Source organism: Streptomyces sp. NPDC029674 (assembly GCF_044903205.1).
Taxonomy (GTDB): Bacteria; Actinomycetota; Actinomycetes; order Streptomycetales; family Streptomycetaceae; genus Streptomyces.
This window is the reverse complement of sequence record NZ_JBJDPY010000017.1, coordinates 55,119-69,821: the sequence shown is the minus strand read 5'-3', so window position 1 is coordinate 69,821 and position 14,703 is coordinate 55,119. Positions and strand designations below refer to the sequence as shown.

Here is a 14,703-nt window from a genome sequence, read left to right as displayed (position 1 = left end):
TGTGAAAAGACTGGGTTGCGAACCATGCCCGACATACACGCTCAAAGGGAGCACGGGGCATGCAGAACAAGACGTACCGGCGCAGATGTGGTGCGGCCGTCGCCGCTCTAGTGGCCGCAGCGATCGTTGGTACAGGACTGTCCGGCTCGGCGATGGCCGCCGACCGCACACGTGTGAACAGCACGCAGACCGCGATATCCGCCCCTATCCGTGCTGACATCGATCTGTCCGGTGTGAGCGACGCCGAGGGGGAGGCCGCGATCCAGCGCGCGGTCGACGTCATCAGCTCCATACCCGAATCGCTGATCAAGCGAGTCGAGGCGGGCGACCAGGACGCGCTGCGTGAGGTCGTCGAGCTCCTGGACCCCAGCGTCCAGGCCAAGCCCGGTGTCCAGTTCGGCTGGTTCGGGTGCGCGACCGGAGTCGCCAAGTTCGCCGCCGAGAACGGGATCGGTATCGCTAAGGCGTGGAAGCTGGTCAAGAACGGCAAGAAGGTCGTCAAGGCCATCTGGGCCTACATCAAGCACGGTAAGTACCCTGGCGGCATCGACGATGACATCGCGAACCTCATCATCAACTCCACCGGCCTGCCCGCACTGGCTCACGCCTGTCTGTAGGAACTTTGAGGGAGGAGGTCTGCGATGAAGCGGAACCCAGGACCTCCCGAGCAGGACTCTGACGACGAACTCGGTGCCGCCGCCAGCGGCATCGTCTACACCCTGACGTTCCTGCTCATCGCGTACATCCCTGCCACGTTCATCGGCGAGCTCTTCGGCAATCACGGCTTGCCCATGGCGCCCTGGCTGTTCGCGCCGGTCGTGGGGCTCGCGCTGGCAGTGATGATGCTCGTCGAGCCCTTTTTGCAGAGCCGGACGTGGTGGTCCCGGGTCGACGATCTGTGGGGCGCTCTCCTGATGGGGCTGAGCGTCGTGGTGCCGATCGTGCTTGGCGTGGTGCGGCCGATGTCCCTGTGGACTTCGCTGCCGCCCATGGTTCCCACGGTGCTGTCGTTCGTGCCTATCGCCTTCGCCATCTGGTGCGTCAAGCAGTGGCACCGGCATCTGCGCAAGCGGCAACGGCCCCAGCTGGGACCGTTCAAGCCCCTTCCTCGCATCAGCGATCCGGATTCACCGGATACGGATAAGGGCTGACGCGGCAGAACTATGCGCGACCCGAGCAAGGGGCGCCCGGTGCACCGGGCGCCCCTTGTGGGATCAGAGCAGGGCGACGCGCGCCGCAGCAGGTGACTGAGCACCTCGCCAGCCGTCCGCGTGCCCGGCGTCTGGCTCCGTTCAGGCGCAGGCTGGCCGCTGCCGCATGGTTGCGGGGCTTCAGCGATCTGCTTCGTTTTCATCGAGTGGGTCCGGCTCGCGGAGGAAGGCGAGGTCGAGGACGTAGTGCTCGCCCGCGGGGCACTGGGCGAGGTAGCTACGGGTCTGTTCCAGGGTCCAGTCCTCGGTGTCCTGTTCGAGGTAGCTGTCGTAGTAGTCACCTGCGGCTTGTCGGCCACGCCACCAGGCGTGGCCCTCATATACGCCGGGGCGGGGCAGATTTGTCTCGCCGGCGGGGCCGAACTCGAGCTCGTTGACGACGAGGGTGCCGGTCTGCGACTCGATGGCGAGCGGTACGTGGCCTTCGGCGTCGGCAGGCACCTGCGGGACGGTGTCCCAGACGCGGATGCTGACCTGGGCCTTGAGGGCGGGCTGGAGGCTGACCAGATAGAGGTGGTGGCGCTGTCCGGCTACTACCTGTTCTTCGGCGGTCTGCAGGATTGCTGTGTCGTCGGGGTAAGTGTCGGCGTCGTACACCTCCAAGACGCGGCGGCCTGGGGTGGCCGTGCAGGTGTACTCGGTGAGGAGCGGCATGTCATTTCCCGGCTAGTCGGTGATCTTCACGTAGAAGGGGTCGCCGTCAAGGACGCGATTGAGCGTATACGTCTTGTTGATCCGTTTGCCGCCTGCCAGGTTGTCCTTGCCATCAATGAGGCGGACGGAGAAGCGGTTGTCGCCCTTCGTGGACCCTTCCCGGGTGGAGGCGAAGGGATACTCGTCGCACTGCAGGCCGCTGCCGGTGTAGTTGCCCCAGACCTTCTTGCACTCGCTGATGGATTTGGTTCGGTTCTCCTCCTGCTTGTCTTTGTCGACGAGCCGGTGCAGGGGCTCCTTCTCGCCAGGCACGCTCTTGCCGACGAAGGAAGGGAAGGTCCGTTCGGGGCGCTTTTGGGCGTCATAGATGTGCAGGGAGCTCTCCTTGACTTCGGGATCCTTCCTGCTCATCGTCAGCTGGACGCGGGCCTCGGTGAAGACGGTGCCTTTGTGCTTGCCCGCTATCTGCCCGGCGTAGTCGAAGCGCACGTTGGAGTGGTAGGCGCCGACTCCGTCGGGGTAGGGCGTGGCGTTGGGGGAGTCCACGGTCAGATCCATCGTGACCAGGGTGTCCACGCGCTGATCATTCTTGGGGTCGAAGGCGCCTTTGTCGGGGGAGGTGTAGGTGAGCGTCCATCGCGGATCACGGTCCCACACACCCAGCAGTTCGTCCCGGCTGGTGGTCTGTGGTGCATTCACCTTCGCGTCAGGGCTGCTGGTGCCGGCGTTGATGGTGTGCGAGAAGTGCTGGCCGATGCGCCACTTTGTGGCGTCCTCAGACGGGATGGGCTGCACACGGATGTTCTCGATACTGGAGGTGTAGTCGACGCGGCGGCTGCCGTCGTGAGCGAAGCCGAGGATCCACTGGTCGAACCAGAGCCGGCCGATGGTTTCGGTGCCCCGCTTATTGCGCAGCACCAGGTCGTAGGGGCGCTTTTGGCAGCTCTCGAAGCGCGACTTGAGCCAGCCCTTGGCGCCTTTGGCCTTATCGGCGTGCTCGGCGCACTGCTTGCGCAGCTCCTCCGGCTCGTCGGCGGCCGGTGCTGCGGCGGCTGGGGGCGCCGCGGCGGCTGGCCCGGTGCTGCGGTCGCGCATGTAATCGGCCAGAAGCCGCGGCGAGTTGAAGCCGGCAAGTTCTGCGGCGGGAACAGTGGAGGCTTCGACGAAAACCCGCTCGCCGCTTACGGCGGCGCTTCGCGGGCCGGGGTGGGCGGCGGCGGGGGTGGCAGCCGCCAGCATGGTCAGCGCGGCGGTGGCGGCCGCGCCCTGGAGGCGTCGTGCCAGTTTCTGGCGAGACGGCACTGGAAGGCTCCTTGCCGGATTGGGGCGAGTGATGAGGAGGCGGCCGCCGAAGGCCGGGCGGCGGATCACTGATCGCATGTCTGCCCCCAGCAGGCATCCAGCAGGGCACCGGTGGCCGCGGAGTAGCGCGCGGTGAAGCCGTCGAAGCGCTGGTCGCTGTGCTGCAGCCCCGGCGTGGACTGGCGGGAGGAGACCGTCCACACCTCATCGCTGCCGTACCCGTCACCGCGGGAGGCGGAAGCCAGGCCGGTGCGCTGCGCAGGACTGGCGGTGACGATGACGTCACCGGCATTCACGTCGAACGCGGATGCCGCCCGTTCGCGGATCTGCGTCGCCGTCACCTGCTCACCCTCTCCTTCTTCCTGCGGAGCGGGCTGGGGCGTGTCAGGCAGCGCCGCGGCGTTGCACAGTCGGGCGCTGACCACGCAATCGGCAAGCCCGGGAACGGTCTCCAGGCAGGCATCGGGATCTTGCTCCATGCACGCCTGCAGCGCCTTTTGATCCACGCCGTTGAAGACATCCGGCTCCGGCGCAGTGCCTCTGGAAGCCGGCTTTGCAGCGGGGGCCGACCGGACCGCAGCAGCGGGGCCCGCGAGAGCGGCCGCCTGGCGGCGCGGCTTGCTCGCGCTCCACTGGGTGAAGGAGGTGGCGTTGGTGAGCTTGGTGGTGAAGCAGTTGGGAGGCTTGTGCGAGGCGCCACATGCGGGCAGCGTCACCGACCTCGCGGTATTGCGGCTCTCCACCCGCTTCCAGGTTCTGTTCTCGTCCAGGAACTGCATGCGGCTGGCGATGGCAGGCACGTCGGTGTATTTCGGCCCCATGACCTCAAGACCGACATCGACGCGGTTCGATCTGCCGCGAGGCACCTTCAGCTGATGAGTCGTGGAGCCGACCTTGTTGAAGTCGTAGAGCACATCCCACTGATTGCCCCGGTCCTGCCGGACCGTCATGTATGTGTGGTTGCGCTTGTCCGCCTTGGTCGGGTTCACTCCGGCGGTGATGGCCTTGGTCCGTCCGCCGCTGGTCGTCAGCTCCGTCCACCGCGGACCATAGGTGTTTGTGGTCTTGCCGGTCTTCTCCGCGTACAGGCCGATCTCTATGTTCTCCGCAGCCACGCTGCGCTCGGTATTGGGTGTCACGCGCAGGTAGTTGGACGTCTGCACCGTGGCGTTGCCGGTGTCCGTCTTGTCGAACTTGATGGGCACGTTCCGCCAGGTCGCGAAGCCGCCGATCATCGGCTCGCCGGGCTCGCTGCAGGTCATCGCCCAAAAGACGATGCGCGCGTTATAGAGCCCCGTACATGCTTCTTTGGGTGCCTCTGCGCTGGCCGGTGTGGCCGATATCAGCAGCGCTCCGACGGAGGCGGCCGCACAAGCGAGCGCGGTTAAGCGTATGCGTGGGGATAACACGTCTCCTCCTTGTGGAAGATCAGGAGTGGGCGCAGCAGAAGCTACCGGTCACATCCGCAACAGTCGTCCGATATTCGGACACAATGGCTCGTTATGCGCACATGATCTCCATCACGTCTTCTGCCCGACCAGTGAAGACAACGAAGCTGCTCCACGCCGATTCTGAATGGACCTCAGGCGCACGAGCGCAGCCAGCGCGTGGCCTACCCCGCCTCTCCCGCGACGCCAGCAGAAGGCAGGCGCAGGTCCCCTCCGCTCGCCCCGAAGGGCTGGCTCTGCCAGAGAGCGATGACATGCACATTCGGCTCGAGGTCACTTCCTGCCCGGCGGACGCCACGGCAGTACCTCAGTGGCCGACCGAACCCGTGGCGCACCGCACGGGGCAGCCGCCGGGGAGGAGAACCTGAACTGAAAGGGGTCCACACGTAAGCGCTAAGCCCCCGGCGATGCCGGGGGCGGCGGGTCTTACTCGGGTTGAAGGGAGCCGGTGACGTGGTGCGGGCTGGTGCGTCTTTGGCCGATGAGTGGGGGAGCGGTACGTAGGTGTACGCGTTATGGCAATAGCGATGTCTGGTGGCGGTTTTCGGGACGGATGAGGCGTGTGTGACCAGGAGCAGCGCAGGATTTGCATGGCCTCGGTGGTGTCCGCCGGGCGGGCACGGTGCCGCCGCGAACGCCCGCCCGGCGGGATCGGCCGTGAAGTTCCGGTGAACCCTCCCGCCCCACGGGATCGCTCTTTTTCGCAGGTCAGAGCCGGTGTTCGCTGCCGGGATGATCAGTGTTGGGAAGGTGCGACGGAAGGGCCGGCGGTACTACATGCGCGGAGTCGCGTTCGGGGACGGCCGCCGCCCCGGCGGTCAGGTGTTGAAGGACGCTCAGGAAATGGCCGGGCTCCCGCCCGGGGTGTGGAGGGGGCGCGGCCTGGCCGCGCTCGGGCTCACCGCCGGGCAGACGGTGACCGAGCGGCAGATGGATTTGGTGTTCGGGGAAATCCGGCACCCGGATGCCGACCGCGTGGAGCGCGAGCTCCTGGACGACGGCGTCGACCCGGAGACGGCGCGGCGGGCCACCGTCCTCGGTCAGCCGATCGAGGAGATCGAGCAGCGCAAGCAGACCCCGTTGATCGCCCTGGACTTCGTGTTCCGGCCGCAGGCGTCACTGGTCGTGCTGTGGGCTCTGGGGGATGCCAGGACGCGCCGGGTCATCGAGTGGGCGCACGAGCGGGCGGTCGCTGCGACCCTTCGCTGGCTGGAGGATGAGGTCGCACAGACCCGGTGGGCGTCCGGCCGTCAGCGCGCGAAGGCCCCGGCCCTGGTCGTCGCGGCGTTCCGGCACTACGACAACAGGAACGGATTTCCCCTCCTGCACGAGCACTGCCTGATCCTGAACCGGGTGCAGCGCCCGGACGGCTCCTGGTACGCGCTGGACACGGTCCGGCTCTACAAGAACGTCGTGGCCGCCGACACGCTGTACACCTTGGAGATGACCACCGAGGTGTGCGAGGAGCTCGGACTGGCGACCGTGCCGAGGGAGGTGACGCCGGGCCTGCGCCCGGTGATGGAGATAGCCGGCGTCGACCAGGAGCTCATCGACTGGTCGGCCACCCGCCGCCGCCGGATCGAGGACGTCCTCGAGGGCATCACCGACGACTACGTGAAGAAGCACGGCCGGCTGCCCGGCGAGCGAGCCCGCCACGGTCTGGCGTGGTGGGCGGCGCAGGAGACCCGCCCGGACAAGAAGACCCCGCGCCCGCTGGACCAGCTGCTCGCGTGGTGGCGTGTCTCCGCGCTCCTGAAGTTCGGGCAGGCGATGGTCGACGGGCTCCTTGAGCGGTGCCGGTCGGCCGGGGCGGTGATCCGGGCCCGGGTGGGGCCCTGGGTGGACACCGCGCTCGCCACGGTCGACGTCGCCGCGATCGTCTTCACCGTGCGCGGAGTCTTCTACCGCCGCCACGTCCTGGCCGAAGCGCGCCGGCACCTGCTGGAGACCCTGCGCGGCCGCGCCTACGTGCCCGGCATCGACAGCCACATCGCCGACCGGGCCCTGGAGCGCTACGGCCGTCAGCTCACCGTGCCCCAGAAGGGACGACGGGCCCCGGCTGCGAATCAGCTTGCTACACCGCCGACTTCGCCTGGCCCAGCCGCTGGTGGGTCGCGGGCTCTGATGGGAAGCCGCCCCGGGAGTCGACCCGGTACGAGCGGGCCCGGGTCGCCAGCCTCGCCCTGCAGAACGCGATCCGCGCCGCCCTCACCGCACCGCCCGCACGGGACGAAGCCCCGGCCGCGACCGCGTCGGGCGCACTCCCGCCCACCGGCGACCACGACCAGGCCGCGCCGCACGGCGTCGACCAACCCGGCCGGGTGGCCGCTCAGACCCCGGCGCAGCGGGCCGCCGCCATCCACGCCCATCAGCAGGCCGCGATGCCGCAGGAGTACCTGGAGGGCCGCACAACGGACCCCGCGACGTGGATGACCTCGCCGCAGAACCTCGCCCACCTCGCCGCCCTCACCCGCGCAGGCGAGGCCCGCGGCCGCACAGTCGAAGAGCAGGCGGACCAGACCAAGCACGCGCACCAGGCGAAGCAGGCTCCGGCCTCCGACGCGCAGCAGCAACACCACACGACGCAGCCCGACCAGAACAGGGGAGCTGGCCCCGACCGGTGAAGGGACGCCAACTGGCCAGCAGGTGGCCGATCTGCGCCTTCACCCGCCGCGCGGCGCTCCCGCTCACGGCAGTACCCCGGCGGCCGGCCGGGCCCGTGGCGCACCGCACGGGGCCGCCGTCGGGGATGAGTGGCCACGGTGGACTTCACCGCGCGCCCTGTGAGTGGACCGCTGGCTGGGGGAGTGGAGACCACGGTGGAGCGCATCAGGTGGTCCACTCGGTGCGCTCCACCCGGTGGGGGAGTGCGGACCATCCCGGCACCCGGTGCGCTCGGTGCGGTGCCTCGGGCGCACCGGTGCGCCCGCCGACGATGCCGTGCACTCCCACCCACCGCACCACCGCACTGCACGCTCCACCGGCACGCGTCGGAGTGGCCGCCACTCCCGCTAGCTCCACCCGATGTGTGTACAGAGGGCGACGGCGCATCGGACGCGGTGCACTCGGTGCATCCCCCCCTTGACGAGGTGTGCCGCCGGATTCCACCCAGCCCATCGGATGGAAAGCAACCCTTGTCCAGCTACGAGTTTCCGCGTGATCCTCGACGTTTCCCCTTGACGGCCTCCGCTACCTCTTCAAAAGGCAGCACGCACCGGGCCCCGATGCACAACCGCTCACCCGAGGCCGACAAGGGGTTCTGCATCGAGTGGCGATGCACGACATCGGATGGAGTTGAGTCCACTCGATGGGCTCCACCGAGTGGACTCCACTCTGGTGCGCCGGATCACGATGGGCGCCACCGTGCGGCGCATCACGATGGCGTGCCACCGCACCGGTGTGCCGCACCACCCGACGATGCCGCGCACTCCCGCGCGCCCGGTGCGCCGCACCCGCTGTCCCGCACCGCACCCGATGCGCACCGCTCGGATCGCGCGCACCGCCAGGCCCACCCTCTTCTCTGGCTCGGGCCGGGCGAACCGGCACCCCTTGTCCGACTCCGAGCGGGTGGCAGGCTACCCCTTGCGCAGGCCTGGGCGGGCGCACGTTTCTCCTTGACTACGTTGGCTACCGGAGCATTTCCCCTTGCCAGAGCCGGTCCCGACCGCCGATCAGGTCGCGGTCAAGGGGAGCTGTGATAGAGGTCCGCCGCCGCGCGTCCGGCGCGGTGCGGCGCATGGCGAGACCACCCACGCGGTGATGCCGCCGGCCATGGTGGCGGGGATGGTGACGACTTCGTTCGCGATCGTCTCTGAGGTCTGCGCCGTTGACCTGTCTCAGCGAAGCTGAAGCGGTTCTCACCGAAGATGAAGGGATGAAAGTTCGTCTCACTGAAGGTTGATCGCGCAGATCAGGGACTGCCTTGGCGCCAGCCAGTAGTCCTGATTCCGCGCTACGTTGTCGTGGTGATTGCTCCTTGGTTGCTCTGTGTCGAGGCGGACCCGGCGACAACCACGTCATGGTGGGGGACGTTCCCGCAATGGCTCGCGTTCGTGGGGACCATCGCGGCGACGACCACGGCGGTGTGGATCGCTCTTCGCCAGCGAGCCGCCGAAGAGCGAGTGCTGGCGGGCAGGCAGAGAGAGAAGGCTGCTCACGTGGCCTTGGAGAGCCTCGACGAGCAGGGCGTGACAGTCCGGAATCACAGCCAGACACCGGTCACGAACGTGCGCCTCGTAACGGTGGAGGCGTACGTGGATGAGGACCTCGGGGAAGACGAGGGCTGGACGACGGTCGGGCGAACTCGCGCGACCGTCGAGCCGGGCCTCCTGTTGCTGCTGTCCGCCGGTGACGGCGCCCGTTTCACCTTCACTGGCTGGCACTCTCCTGAGGAGCTGACACCCGATTCCTCCCAGAGGCGGGGGAATCCGTCAGTGACGTTCGCTTACACCGACGCGGCGGGTACGCGGTGGCAGCGTGAGAACTACGACTTGCCCGTTCCCTGGGGAGGGGTCCCGCTGCCCGGAGCCGCGGCGGAGCGTCGGCGTATCGTCAGGCGCAAACGATGGCGGCGATGGGGGCGGCGTCGCAGGATTATCTGGAAGAGCCTGCGGTTCGGCCTGCGCTGTAAGGGCTTCACCCTGAAGGGCCGTCAGAAGCGGCGCGCCAAACTGCGCGAGAAGGAGAAAGCGCAGCAGAGGAGTCACGACTGAACGTGACTCGTCTTGGCGCAGGCTACGAGGGTCTCACCAGAGGCGAGGGCATCCGGGTCCCTCTCACCGACAGATGAACCTGGATCTGGTCAGTAGGGCGCCGGAGTCTCCGAAGCAGACGGAAACGACCTGGGCGAGGGACGACGCCGGGGCCCTGAGCCGACGGTTACGGGACAACCGGCTCGCGACGAGTCCGCCAAGGCAGTCCCTGATCTGCGCGATCAACCTTCAGTGAGACGAACTTCCATCCCTTCATCTTCGGTGAGAACCGCTTCAGCTTCGCTGAGACAGGTCAGCCGTACCCTCCTGATGATCACGGGTCGGTAACGGCACCCAGGAGAGTGTCACACCGTCGACTTTCGCCACACCTCTACCAGGTGACGGGGGGATTGCATCCAGACCCCCGCGCCACCTGCGTGAGGAGCCTTGTCATGACGTACACCAGCAGCGCCCGGCAGCCCGACCCGGAGCCGCGCCCGACCTGGACAAGGGGTGCCGAACACCTTCCGGGCGGCCCGGAATCCAGTGCCGTGAACGGTGCCGTGAAGGCTTCCAACGTCGTCCCGATCACCGCAGCTCACACCGCCCGCCAAGGGGCCACCCGGCACGCTGACACCTCTCTTCCTTCCCCCGAGACGTCGGCGAAGGGGAAGAAGTCCACCCCCACGGCCGGGAAGGTGCGGGCCGATGCACTGCGGATGCTGGGGTGCGTGCGCATAGCCACGGTCCGGCAGATAGCCCAGGTGATCACGGCGGAGGATGCCGACGGCCGGTCGTACGTGCGCAGGGCGATGAAGGAACTGGCGGAACTCGGGCTGGCGGAGACGAACGGCAAGGCCGGACGGCACCCGATCTGGAACCTGACCCCGGCGGGGCAGAAGGCTCTGGCTGAGGGCAACGAGCTGCCGCCCCGCCCGAAGGCCGGCACCGGCGCCAAGGCCGTTGGGGCCGGGTTCGGTCCGCACGGCGTCGCGGTGACGGACATGATCCTCGCCTACGGTGGCCGTAACCATCTGACCGACTGGCAGGTGGAGGTCAACCACACCGTCAAGGAGACCGGCCTCAGCTTCAACACCGACGCCGTCCTCGCATGGCCGACCAAGACCAGCGAGGTGCGCCTCTTCGAACTCGACAACGGCACCATGAGCCAGGCCCGCCTCGCCAAAGAGGTCTGGGACTACGAGCGCTACGCCGGACACCGCGTCTGGGAAGGCGCCCGCGGCACCATCGGCACCACGCACCCGTTCTGGCAACGCCACCGCTACACCCGCTCAACGACCTTCCCGCGCCTCCACGTCGTCCTGGCGGGCAAGGCGGAGCACCTGCTCGACAACCGCCTCCAGGCGCTCGCTGACGACGTGCAGGGCATCACCATCGCGGTCTGGGTGAACACCCTGCCGCGACTCCAGCGGGGCGAGGCCTGGTACGAGATCGGCGTCGACGACCCGGACCGGCGCCGCGCCCGCTACCCCGAACCTGCCGGACGCTGAGAGCCTGTCTTTGAACCCCCGCCTGCGCTCCGACGCTCGATGTCGGCGGCGATGCCCGCAACATCGTCGTCCCCATCTCGACCTCAATGGCGGACGTCTGGTGCTGGGGCACCGGCGCAACGTATGCCAGGCCCGGAGGCTTCGCCGTCCTTGGCGCAGACGGGATGTGGCGGAGACCTGCGGCCGGCGGATGTCGTGGGTGATGCTGCGGGGTGTGACCCCTCTTCTGATACGTCGCCAAGAGCGTCGGGGCCTGCGCCTGTGGCCGGTCGGCCTGGTGCTGGCCTCAACCTTCGCCCTCGCGGTCATGGTTGCGGGCGGAGTGTTCTTCGCCGGGTGGGATCTGCTCGGCGCCCGGGAGCTGAAACCGGAGCGCCGGCTCACCTCCAAGACCCTCTTCGACCTGGTGAAGCTCTCCTTCGGAGTGGTGGCCGGGGCCGGGGCACTGGTCGCCCTGGTGGTGGCCTACCGCCGCCAGCGCGTCGATGAGACCGGGGCGCTGCGGGAGGCCACCCGGCTGCACACCGAGCGCTTCACCACCGCCGTCTCCCAACTGGGCAGTGAGTCCGCCGCGGTGCGGCTGGGCGGGGTGCACGCGCTGGCCGGGCTCGCCGACGACGCGCCCACCGACCTGCTGCGACAGACCTGCATCGACGTGCTGTGCGCCTATCTGCGGCTGCCCTACACCGCCGAGACCGACCTGCCGCCGGACGACATGACCGCCTACCACGCCTACCTGGCGCTGCGCGAGGTGCGGCACACCATCATCCGCCTCATCCGCGACCGCACCGCGGTCGGCCCCGAGGAGACACACGTCTCCTGGCAGGGCTATGACTTCGACTTCACCGGGGTCGTCTTCGACGGCGGCGACTTCTCCGGAGCGGTCTTCGGCCCCGGGAGCACGGTCTCCTTCCGTTCCGCGCGATTCTCCGGCGGCATGGTCGACTTCAGTGGCGCGGGGTTCGTCAGCGGCAGGGTCGACTTCGGCGGCGCGGATTTCTCCGGCGGCGCGGTCCGCTTCGGCGGTGCGCAGTTCGGCGGCGGCGGGGTCGACTTTAACGGCGCAAGGTTCTCCGGCGGCGCGGTCCGCTTCATCTTCGCGACCGGTGCCGCACCGCATGGTCTGGCGCCTTCTCCCGGAGAGCCGCTGCCACCGGGGCTGGAGTTACCCCCCGGGTGGCTTCCACCAGCGTCCTGAGGGCCTGGCTTTGAACCCTGGTCGTTCGCGCGGAGCGCGGGAGCAGCGGCGGTCGGGACGTGTGACCGGGGACGCCGTGCGGCGATCGTGCGTCGGGGCGCAGGCGGGGGTTCAAAGACAGGCTCTGAGCGGCTAAGAACCCGTTCATGGGGATCGTGACGGGAGACGGGGTAGGTCGGCGGGGGAGAGGTCGGGGCGGGCGCGGTGCCAGCGTGCGGGGTGGCGCCAGCGGCCGGAGGCGTCCCGGGCGACGTCAACACCGACTTCCACCACCAGTTCGGGCTCCACCAGCGTGACGGTCAGCGTCTCCCGGCTGCCCCACCCGGCGGAGAACGTCCAGCCTGTCCATGGGTGCCCGCTGCCTCCCGGAGCGAGCAGTCCGGCGACGGCCGCGCCTGCCGTCCGAGCGAGGGTGGCGGTGCGGCCGATGTACTGCAGGCGGCCTTCCGCGTCGTACCTACCGAGCAGCAGCGTGCGGGGAGCCGTCGGGGAACCGGTTATCGCGCCGACGATGGCCTCGCCCGTCTCGCGGACCTTGTACTTCTGCCACGCTCTGACCGAGGGCAGGTAGGCGTCGGTGAGCTTTTTGAAGATGACCCCTTCCATCCCGACCGATGACCACGTCAGCCACTCGCGTACGGCGCCGGCCTCGGTGGTTGAGGGGCACAGCGTCCACGGCGCGGTGAGCCCATGGGCGGCGAACATGGACTCCAGTGCGGCCCTGCGCCGTCGATACGGCCAACTGGTCGTGTCCGTCCCGGAGAGCCGCAACAGATCGAACGCCATGAAGTGAGCCGGCCACTCGGTAGCGGCCCGAGCCGCACCGGCACCACGCCGGGCAAGCCGGTTCTGCAACCGCTCGAACGCGAGCCGGCCCGCGGCGTCCCATACGACCAACTCGCCGTCCAGCGCGGTCGCCTCCGGCAGTTGCGCGGCACCGGATGTCACCTCAGGAAATGCGGGCCCCATGTCCGTGCCGTTCCTGGAACGCAGCATCGTCCGGCCCGCGTCGACGGAGACCAACGCCCGGAACCCGTCCCACTTGGGCTCAGCCGCCCAGCCCGCCCGCAGGTCAGGTGTGGGGACAGCAATGCTCAGCATCGGCTCCGGCAGCGTCCACGTCATGCCGGATCCCTTCCACCATGGACGCCGACACTGTCCTGCCCGCTACGGACTGCCCTCGGTCAGCTGGCCGGCAGTGTTCTCGATCCACAGCAGCGTCCACTCCCGGCCTGCCACCCAGGCTCCGCGCCGTCGTACCGGCCTGGACGACCACCCCGGCTGATGGCCATAGCGTGCGGGCACCAAGCTGGGCGCCGCCGCAGCAAGGCCCTGGTCAGCGAGAGATCTTCCATGGCAGGCTCGTGGCTTTCCAGGCGAGGGGAGGATCCGGATGGAGGGCTAGGCAAAGACGGAAGGCGAGCTGTGCCCGGACTGCCAGGCAGGCCCGAGCCGTGAGAACGCCTGAGTCGGGGTGGGCTTGCCGATCCAGATGTGGCACACGCCCGACTGCCCGCAGTGGACCATCATGCAGATCGACTGGGAGGCAGGCTCTCGGCGCGTCAAGGAGCGGGACGCGTGGGCCAAGGACGTCTTCCCGGCCGCGTATGAGCGCCTGCAGCAGGCCGCCGTCGTATTGCCGCCGGACACTGCTGCGCAGCCGTTCGTCGACGCGCTGACCGAGCTGGTCCAGGCGCAGGCCGACACCACCGGTTTCGTGGTCCTGCACCGGTGGGTGGAGATCCTGGAGCGCCACTTCCCGCCCCAGCTGCCGGACCCCGAGCACACCACCGAGTAGCGGGGCAGCCGCAGGGACCGGCTACTCCGGAGCGTTCAGGCGGCGTCGCCGTCGCCGACCGGAGGCTGAGGCCGGCGGATCCGCTTACGTTCGACCTCGGCAGCGATGACCGCGCGCTGTGTCTCGCCACTCTGCTCGATGACCGTCCGCTCAGCACCGCGCTGCTCGATGTGCGCCTTTGCCACCTGCCCGGCCACCGTGACCACCGCGGCGGTGGACAGGGCCTGGGGGAGGACGTCGGGCCAGGCGGAGCCGGTGAGGGAGTCACCCGGCTGGAAGTCGGTCGACCGAACATCAGGCTCGTCTGTGCTCATAGCCCTCATAGTCCGGCCCCCACACCCCTGTTGACCAGCACAATCACCCGTTAGGGTGCGGGTCAGGAATCGGGAGAGTCGGCGATGTGGCCGAAGCCGCTCAGCATCGGCGTCAGCTCCTGCGCGCACCCGCACAGCGTGCACAACTGCGTCCCGGGATGCTCCGCGACGTCCAGCGCCTGCTCCACACCGAGCAGCGGCGCGCCCTGCGGCGCTTCCGCGGAGTCCGACGCTTGCAGCACACCCCACGGGCTCCGGCCCTCGCGCACCTTCGCCAGCACCCAGCCCGAAGGCCGGCGCTCGCCGAGGACCTCGCGGACCACCGACTTCGGCGGCGTCGGCGGAAGAGGCTCGGTGGGGACCTGGTCGTAGTCGACGCCATCGACCGGCCGCACATGCTCAGGTGCCCGGACCCATACCCGGTACTCCGCGGCCTCCACCCCGCCGTCCTAGAGGTCCGCGACCTCTGGGTCGTCCGTCGCGGGTGTCGGCTGGATCGGGGGCGGCACGTCGGCGAGCACGTCCAGGAGCGCGTTCCGGCGCTCGGTGTACGGGCGCCCGCAGGTCCACGCCGTT

The 14,703-nt window shown here is 68.8% G+C and carries 13 protein-coding genes and 1 pseudogene; 8 read left to right on the top strand and 6 right to left on the bottom strand.

Features of this window, described 5'->3' with window-relative positions; genetic code table 11:
• Nucleotides 1-59 precede the first annotated feature (59 nt).
• Both ACI2L3_RS32185 and ACI2L3_RS32180 read left to right on the top strand, forming a co-directional pair.
• On the top strand, nt 60-617 hold the full coding sequence (locus ACI2L3_RS32185; protein ID WP_404755926.1) for a hypothetical protein: 558 nt from the start codon (nt 60-62) through the stop codon (nt 615-617).
• 24 nt (nt 618-641) lie between these two features.
• Entirely contained in the window at nt 642-1,151 is a 510-nt protein-coding gene (locus ACI2L3_RS32180) for a hypothetical protein (protein ID WP_404755925.1), read from the top strand.
• Between the two features lie 180 nt (nt 1,152-1,331).
• Here ACI2L3_RS32180 and ACI2L3_RS32175 read toward each other — a convergent pair whose 3' ends face one another.
• The 3 genes from ACI2L3_RS32175 to ACI2L3_RS32165 all read right to left on the bottom strand — a co-directional run bounded on the left by ACI2L3_RS32175 (nt 1,332) and on the right by ACI2L3_RS32165 (nt 4,576).
• Nucleotides 1,332-1,865 carry a hypothetical protein gene (locus tag ACI2L3_RS32175; RefSeq protein ID WP_404755924.1) on the bottom strand — a complete coding sequence of 178 codons (534 nt, stop codon included), beginning with the start codon at nt 1,863-1,865 and terminating at the stop codon, nt 1,332-1,334.
• A gap of 12 nt (nt 1,866-1,877) precedes the next feature.
• Nucleotides 1,878-3,167 (bottom strand): NucA/NucB deoxyribonuclease domain-containing protein, encoded by a 1,290-nt coding sequence (locus tag ACI2L3_RS32170; protein WP_404755923.1) that lies wholly within the window; start codon nt 3,165-3,167, stop codon nt 1,878-1,880.
• A gap of 65 nt (nt 3,168-3,232) precedes the next feature.
• The gene (locus ACI2L3_RS32165; protein ID WP_404755922.1) at nt 3,233-4,576 is read right to left on the bottom strand and encodes a hypothetical protein; all 1,344 of its coding nucleotides are present in this window, start codon (nt 4,574-4,576) and stop codon (nt 3,233-3,235) included.
• Nucleotides 4,577-5,347: 771 nt separating this feature from the next.
• On the opposite strand from ACI2L3_RS32165, the gene mobF reads away from it, so the two are divergent.
• The 5 genes from mobF to ACI2L3_RS32140 all read left to right on the top strand — a co-directional run bounded on the left by mobF (nt 5,348) and on the right by ACI2L3_RS32140 (nt 12,015).
• Complete coding sequence (gene mobF, locus ACI2L3_RS32160) at nt 5,348-7,048, top strand: MobF family relaxase (protein ID WP_404755921.1); 1,701 nt, start codon at nt 5,348-5,350, stop codon at nt 7,046-7,048.
• Nucleotides 7,045-7,239 (top strand): hypothetical protein, encoded by a 195-nt coding sequence (locus ACI2L3_RS32155; RefSeq protein ID WP_404755920.1) that lies wholly within the window; start codon nt 7,045-7,047, stop codon nt 7,237-7,239. The genes mobF and ACI2L3_RS32155 overlap by 4 nt, the downstream gene beginning before the upstream one ends.
• Nucleotides 7,240-8,580: 1,341 nt before the next feature.
• Nucleotides 8,581-9,327 (top strand): hypothetical protein, encoded by a 747-nt coding sequence (locus tag ACI2L3_RS32150; RefSeq protein WP_404755919.1) that lies wholly within the window; start codon nt 8,581-8,583, stop codon nt 9,325-9,327.
• A gap of 431 nt (nt 9,328-9,758) precedes the next feature.
• Nucleotides 9,759-10,817, top strand: a complete 1,059-nt coding sequence (locus ACI2L3_RS32145) for a replication-relaxation family protein (RefSeq protein WP_404755918.1) — start codon at nt 9,759-9,761, stop codon at nt 10,815-10,817.
• A 214-nt stretch (nt 10,818-11,031) separates the two neighbouring features.
• Nucleotides 11,032-12,015: a pentapeptide repeat-containing protein gene (locus tag ACI2L3_RS32140; RefSeq protein WP_404755917.1), complete on the top strand. Its 984-nt coding sequence runs from the start codon at nt 11,032-11,034 to the stop codon at nt 12,013-12,015.
• A 144-nt stretch (nt 12,016-12,159) separates the two neighbouring features.
• Here ACI2L3_RS32140 and ACI2L3_RS32135 read toward each other — a convergent pair whose 3' ends face one another.
• Complete coding sequence (locus ACI2L3_RS32135; protein WP_404755916.1) at nt 12,160-13,140, bottom strand: ATP-dependent DNA ligase; 981 nt, start codon at nt 13,138-13,140, stop codon at nt 12,160-12,162.
• A 355-nt stretch (nt 13,141-13,495) separates the two neighbouring features.
• Between ACI2L3_RS32135 and ACI2L3_RS32130 the strand changes: the two genes are divergently transcribed.
• Nucleotides 13,496-13,813 (top strand): hypothetical protein, encoded by a 318-nt coding sequence (locus ACI2L3_RS32130; protein WP_404755915.1) that lies wholly within the window; start codon nt 13,496-13,498, stop codon nt 13,811-13,813.
• Nucleotides 13,814-13,848: 35 nt separating this feature from the next.
• Here the strand turns inward: ACI2L3_RS32130 and ACI2L3_RS32125 are convergent, their stop codons facing one another.
• Together ACI2L3_RS32125 and ACI2L3_RS32120 are read right to left on the bottom strand one after the other, a co-directional pair.
• Nucleotides 13,849-14,127, bottom strand: coding sequence for a hypothetical protein (locus tag ACI2L3_RS32125; RefSeq protein WP_404755914.1), 279 nt, complete (start codon nt 14,125-14,127; stop codon nt 13,849-13,851).
• A gap of 62 nt (nt 14,128-14,189) precedes the next feature.
• Nucleotides 14,190-14,576, bottom strand: a pseudogene (locus ACI2L3_RS32120) (DUF6233 domain-containing protein); the annotation flags it as partial.
• Nucleotides 14,577-14,703: the final 127 nt, after the last annotated feature.

Excerpts from the sequence above, each read along its gene's own strand:
- ACI2L3_RS32185 (WP_404755926.1), top strand. The coding sequence starts at position 60 with ATGCAGAACAAGACGTACCGGCGCAGATGTGGTGCGGCCGTCGCCGCT.
- ACI2L3_RS32180 (WP_404755925.1), top strand. The coding sequence starts at position 642 with ATGAAGCGGAACCCAGGACCTCCCGAGCAGGACTCTGACGACGAACTC.
- ACI2L3_RS32175 (WP_404755924.1), bottom strand. The coding sequence starts at position 1,865 with ATGCCGCTCCTCACCGAGTACACCTGCACGGCCACCCCAGGCCGCCGC.
- mobF (WP_404755921.1), top strand. The coding sequence starts at position 5,348 with ATGATCAGTGTTGGGAAGGTGCGACGGAAGGGCCGGCGGTACTACATG.
- ACI2L3_RS32155 (WP_404755920.1), top strand. The coding sequence starts at position 7,045 with ATGACCTCGCCGCAGAACCTCGCCCACCTCGCCGCCCTCACCCGCGCA.
- ACI2L3_RS32145 (WP_404755918.1), top strand. The coding sequence starts at position 9,759 with ATGACGTACACCAGCAGCGCCCGGCAGCCCGACCCGGAGCCGCGCCCG.
- ACI2L3_RS32135 (WP_404755916.1), bottom strand. The coding sequence starts at position 13,140 with ATGACGTGGACGCTGCCGGAGCCGATGCTGAGCATTGCTGTCCCCACA.
- ACI2L3_RS32125 (WP_404755914.1), bottom strand. The coding sequence starts at position 14,127 with ATGAGCACAGACGAGCCTGATGTTCGGTCGACCGACTTCCAGCCGGGT.